Below are 4259 nucleotides of genomic sequence, written 5' to 3'. Positions count from 1 at the left end.
GTCCCGTTCCTCCGCGCTGGCCTCCAAAGCCACCGGCTTCCCGATTGCGAAAGTGGCGGCGAAACTGGCGGTGGGTTACACCCTTGACGAGCTGATGAACGACATCACCGGTGGCCGCACGCCAGCGTCCTTCGAACCGTCCATCGACTACGTTGTGACCAAAATTCCTCGCTTTAATTTCGAGAAATTCGCCGGCGCGAACGACCGTCTGACTACCCAGATGAAATCCGTTGGTGAAGTCATGGCGATTGGCCGCACGCAGCAGGAATCCCTGCAAAAAGCGCTGCGTGGCCTGGAAGTGGGCGCGACCGGCTTTGACCCGAAAGTCAGCCTGGACGACCCGGAAGCACTGACCAAAATCCGCCGCGAGCTGAAAGACGCGGGCGCAGAGCGTATCTGGTACATCGCCGATGCCTTCCGTGCGGGCCTCTCCGTCGACGGCGTATTTAACCTGACTAACATCGACCGCTGGTTCCTGGTGCAGATTGAAGAGCTGGTGCGTCTGGAAGAGAAAGTGGCAGAGCTGGGCATCAACGGCCTTGACGCAGACTTCCTGCGCATGCTGAAGCGTAAAGGCTTCGCCGATGCGCGTCTGGCTAAACTGGCGGGCGTACGTGAAGCGGAGATCCGCAAGCTGCGCGACCAGTATGACCTGCACCCGGTTTACAAGCGCGTGGACACCTGTGCGGCAGAGTTCTCGACCGATACCGCGTACATGTACTCCACCTATGAAGATGAGTGCGAGGCGAACCCGTCCGTCGACCGCGACAAGATTATGGTGCTGGGCGGCGGTCCAAACCGTATCGGCCAGGGCATTGAGTTCGACTACTGCTGCGTGCATGCCTCGCTGGCGCTGCGCGAAGACGGTTACGAGACCATCATGGTCAACTGTAACCCGGAAACCGTCTCGACCGACTACGACACTTCCGACCGTCTTTACTTCGAGCCGGTTACGCTGGAAGACGTGCTTGAAATCGTGCGCATCGAGAAGCCGAAAGGCGTGATCGTGCAGTATGGCGGCCAGACTCCGCTGAAGCTGGCGCGTGCGCTGGAAGCGGCAGGTGTGCCGGTCATCGGCACCAGCCCGGACGCGATTGACCGTGCGGAAGACCGCGAGCGTTTCCAGCAGGCAGTTGATCGTCTCAAGCTGAAACAGCCGGCGAACGCCACCGTGACCGCGATTGAAATGGCCGTTGAGAAAGCGAAAGAGATTGGTTACCCGCTGGTGGTGCGTCCATCCTACGTACTGGGCGGCCGTGCGATGGAAATCGTCTATGACGAAGCCGACCTGCGTCGCTACTTCCAGACGGCGGTGAGCGTCTCCAACGATGCGCCAGTGCTGCTCGACCGCTTCCTCGACGACGCGGTTGAAGTCGACGTTGACGCTATCTGCGACGGCGAGATGGTGCTGATTGGCGGCATCATGGAGCACATCGAGCAGGCTGGCGTGCACTCCGGTGACTCCGCATGTTCTCTTCCTGCGTACACCCTGAGCCAGGAGATTCAGGATGTGATGCGTCAGCAGGTGCAGAAGCTGGCCTTCGAGCTACAGGTTCGCGGCCTGATGAACGTTCAGTTCGCAGTGAAAGACAACGAAGTTTATCTGATTGAAGTCAACCCGCGTGCGGCACGTACCGTACCGTTCGTCTCTAAAGCGACCGGTATTCCGCTGGCGAAAGTGGCGGCGCGCGTGATGGCTGGCCAGACGCTGACTCAGCAGGGCGTCACGAAAGAAATCATCCCGCCGTACTACTCGGTGAAAGAGGTGGTGCTGCCGTTCAACAAATTCCCGGGCGTTGACCCACTGTTAGGGCCAGAGATGCGCTCTACCGGGGAAGTGATGGGCGTGGGCCGCACCTTCGCAGAAGCGTTTGCCAAGGCACAGCTGGGCAGCAGCTCCACCATGAGAAAATCGGGCCGTGCGCTGCTCTCCGTTCGCGAAGGCGATAAAGAGCGCGTGGTTGACCTGGCCGCCAAGCTGCTTAAACAGGGCTTCGAGCTGGATGCAACCCACGGCACGGCAATTGTGCTGGGTGAAGCTGGGATCAACCCGCGTCTGGTGAACAAGGTGCATGAAGGTCGTCCGCACATTCAGGACCGTATCAAGAATGGTGAGTACACCTACATCATCAACACCACCGCAGGTCGCCAGGCGATTGAAGACTCCAAGCTGATCCGCCGCAGCGCGCTCCAGTATAAAGTGCATTACGACACCACCCTGAACGGCGGTTTCGCGACGGCCATGGCGCTGAATGCGGATGCCACCGAGAAGGTGATTTCGGTGCAGGAAATGCACGCTCAGATTAGCAAGTAATCTGCGTAGGCCCGGCAAGCGTTAGCGCCGCCGGGCAAGTGGCGGGTGGCGCTTCGCTTACCCGCCCTACGGTTTTCTTTACCCATCTTAAGAACCTTCTGGTTTTTCATCCGCTTTCAGTCAGTTAGCCTAAAATGGTTAGGTCGATAACGAAAATTCAACTGAGAGCAGGGGAAAACACCATGCAAAATAAACTACTGATCGCTTCCGTTCTGGCTGCCACTGCAATGTTCACCGTGGCGGGCTGTTCGTCAAATCAGGCCGTAAAAACCACCGATGGTAAAACTATCGTTACTGACGGGAAACCGCAGGTGGATGACGATACCGGTCTGGTATCGTACAAAAACGCCGAAACCGGTCAAACTGAACAGATTAACCGTGACCAGGTTAAATCAATGGGTGAGCTGGATAACTAAAAAAAAGCAGTGGCACATGCCACTGCTTTTTTTGCGTCAGAATGATCGATTACCAGCGATGGTTTAACAAAATATGACCGCCGTAAGCGGCATAGCTGTTTTCACCCCACTCACCGCTGGCACGCAGGGAGATCGTTGTGGTTTCGTTCAGGTTGCCGGTTACGCCCAGCTCTAACTGACCACGATCTTCTGGCGTATCGTTGCTGACGGTTTCGTCATTGAATGCCAGATCGTTTTGACCAGCACCTTTCAACCAGTTAACTGCGACGTATGGCTGCCAGGCCTTGACGTCCTTCTGCTGGAAGTAGCTTGCTTTAACGCCAAGACGACCAAAGACGCTGTCATTGTCCAGCGTGGTTACGCGTACGCCATCGCGATCGGTGTGATTTTCCTGATCGAGATAGCTGTAGATCACCTGCGCCTGTGGCTCGATCTTCCATGTACGTTCATTTTCAGACTGGATAACCCACGCGTGGCCGACTTCAACAGACGCGGCGAAACCTTCGCTATCGTAATCTTCATCGTTACGATTGCTGGTGACTTTGTTGTTGTACCAGCTATAAGCGGCCCAGGTATCAACGTAGCTGCCCAGACGTAATTTCTGATCTTCCTGCCAGGTGGCGTAAAGCCCAACATTGAAGCCATCAACTTTACCCTGTGCGTCACGCACGTTGTGCTTCGCATCAGAGTGGGTCTTCGCCTGGCCTGCACCGAACATACCACCGGCACGCAGGATGCCGTTATCCATTGGCTTGCTCATGAAATCGCTGCCGACTTGCAGAACGGTGGTGGTGGTGTCGTAGCTGACTTTATCGCCACCCGCATCGTTCTCATGATAGCGACCCTTAACGTACATCCAGGTGTTCAGATCGTCTTCATTGCGGAAAGTGAGCTGGTCGCGATCGTCGCGCTTATGCAGGAACATGCTCTGCGCGGCAAGGTAGTTACCTAAGTAAGCACCCACTTCAGGTGCCATAACTTCCGGGGCACTGTTACCGCCGTTATCGGTGTTGCCGCCGTTATCGGTGTTGCCGCCGTTGTCGGTGTTACCACCGTTATCGGTGTTGCCGCCGTTGTCAGTGTTGCCGCCGTTGTCGGTGTTACCACCATCATCGGCGTTACCACCGTCATCGGTGTTACCACCATTATCGGTGTTGCCACCGCCGTCGGTGTTACCGCCGTCATCATTATTGCCACCGTCATCGGTGTCGTCGGAAGGATCATCAGAAGGCGTCGACTTTGATTCCAGATACCAGTTTCCGTCACTGTGCTGGTAGAGGTTATATTCCCAGGCGCCTGCGACGACCGGTTTTGCCAGCGTCAGCTGGGCTTCGGAACTGCCGCCAATGCTGACAATTTCCATACCGTTAATGGTTTGCGCGCCTGCGCCGCCAATGTTGGTAATGCTGACGCCGGACTGACCGAAGCTGCTGCCCGTAATGGTGAGGTGGTCAGTTGGTGAGTTATCTTCACCCAGAGTGCTGTTCATCACAATCTGGCTACCGTCAGAGCCGGTGTAGTCGCCATTA

General features: G+C 56.5%; 3 protein-coding genes. 2 read left to right on the top strand and 1 reads right to left on the bottom strand.

What is annotated here, in order from left to right; all coding sequences use genetic code 11:
* Together carB and ACOTX2_RS14610 are read left to right on the top strand one after the other, a co-directional pair.
* The coding region (carB, locus tag ACOTX2_RS14615) for a carbamoyl-phosphate synthase large subunit (protein WP_421625933.1) at window positions 1-2314 on the top strand (2314 nt) is incomplete at its 5' end.
* A 182-nt stretch (window positions 2315-2496) separates the two neighbouring features.
* Window positions 2497-2730, top strand: a complete 234-nt coding sequence (locus tag ACOTX2_RS14610) for a YgdI/YgdR family lipoprotein (RefSeq protein WP_003856439.1) — start codon at window positions 2497-2499, stop codon at window positions 2728-2730.
* A 49-nt stretch (window positions 2731-2779) separates the two neighbouring features.
* Here the strand turns inward: ACOTX2_RS14610 and ACOTX2_RS14605 are convergent.
* The coding region (locus tag ACOTX2_RS14605; RefSeq protein WP_421625932.1) for an autotransporter outer membrane beta-barrel domain-containing protein at window positions 2780-4259 on the bottom strand (1480 nt) is incomplete at its 5' end.

The sequence above is a fragment of the Enterobacter cloacae complex sp. IR5412 genome (assembly GCF_049237385.1).
Lineage (GTDB): Bacteria > Pseudomonadota > Gammaproteobacteria > Enterobacterales > Enterobacteriaceae > Enterobacter > Enterobacter intestinihominis.
The sequence above is the reverse complement of the archived record's forward strand: the minus strand, read 5'-3'. Positions and strand labels throughout refer to the sequence as shown.

Coding starts and splice junctions, on each gene's coding strand:
- ACOTX2_RS14610 (WP_003856439.1), top strand. CDS start 2,497: ATGCAAAATAAACTACTGATCGCTTCCGTTCTGGCTGCCACTGCAATG.